The organism is Vibrio sp. 1167, assembly GCF_033340375.1.
Lineage (GTDB): Bacteria > Pseudomonadota > Gammaproteobacteria > Enterobacterales > Vibrionaceae > Vibrio > Vibrio alginolyticus.
In genome coordinates this window covers 1-1153 of record NZ_JAWOWK010000090.1, presented here as the reverse complement: position 1 = coordinate 1153, position 1153 = coordinate 1, and the positions used below count along the sequence as shown (strand labels likewise).

1 protein-coding gene is annotated in these 1153 nt (G+C 49.3%); it reads right to left on the bottom strand.

Annotated features, from left to right (window positions below):
• Positions 1–18 precede the first annotated feature (18 nt).
• Positions 19–1153, bottom strand: a 1135-nt coding sequence (gene vmeA, locus R7Z78_RS24585) for a multidrug efflux RND transporter periplasmic adaptor subunit VmeA (protein ID WP_318117042.1), incomplete at its 5' end; no start/stop codon positions are given.

The window sequence follows — 1153 nt, the reverse complement described above, 5'->3', positions numbered from 1 at the left end:
TAAAAAATCGAGCCATGATTATCCCTGCTCTCCCGTTTGGATGGTGACTGGGCTACCCGGACGCACCTTTTGCAAACCCGCCGTAATAACTTGGTCACCGGCTTTTAATCCATCAATGATGCGCCATTGGTTGTCTATAACTTCCGCCGTAATGACTGGCGTAATCGCAACGGTATTATCAGCACTCACCGTCATCACCGAAGCTTTGCCTGTTGCATCGCGAGTCACGGTATTTTGCGGGATCAAAATCGCGCTAGGGTCAACACCAGTAATCACGGTCGCACGCACGAACATACCCGGAAGAAGTAAACCATCAGGATTTGGGAATTCCGCTCGCAAAGTCACGCTTCCCGTACTTTCATCCACGTTAACTTCCGTGAACTTCATTGTGCCTTTGTGCTCGTAAGTCGAGCCATCTTCAAGCGTCAATGCAACTTGCGCAGATTGATCTTCTTGCATGTGGCCTTGAGAAAGCGCCGCTTTTAGTCGTAGCAATTGAGCAGAAGACTGAACGATATCCACGTTGATCGGATCAAGTTGTTGAATCGTCGTTAGCTTGTCGGCTTGGTTTGCCGTAACCAACGCTCCCGCAGTCACATTTGACTTGCTGATCACGCCACTGATCGGCGCTTTCACACGGGTATAAGTCAAATTGATCTTTGCAGTATTGATCTTCGCTTTGGCTACGAGCACTTGCGCTTTCGCTTCTTTGTAAGCCGCTTCTGCTTCATCCAGATCTTGTTGACTGATCGATTTCTTGGTAATCAATGCGCGGTAACGTTTAACGGTTGCAAACGTCGATTCTTCAGAAGCTTGCGCACGAATCAGCTCCGCTTCTGCACTAAGCAAATCCGCTTGAAATGAAGAGTCATCAATTTGATACAACGACTGACCTTTTTCCACAACGCCACCTTCAACAAAGTTACGTTCTGAAATAATACCCGTTACCTGTGGGCGGACTTCCGCCTCTTTAAATGCACGGCTGCGGCCCGGCAACTCAACCGTCAAAGCTTGTCGAACAGGTTCAACCGTCAACACATTCACTTCGGTTGCGGGAGCGGCGCCACCACCTTGCTCAGTTCCTTCTTGGCTTGGTTGACATCCCGCCATAAACAGGCTCGATGCAATCAGCAGCGATAGCGTGGTTCTACGT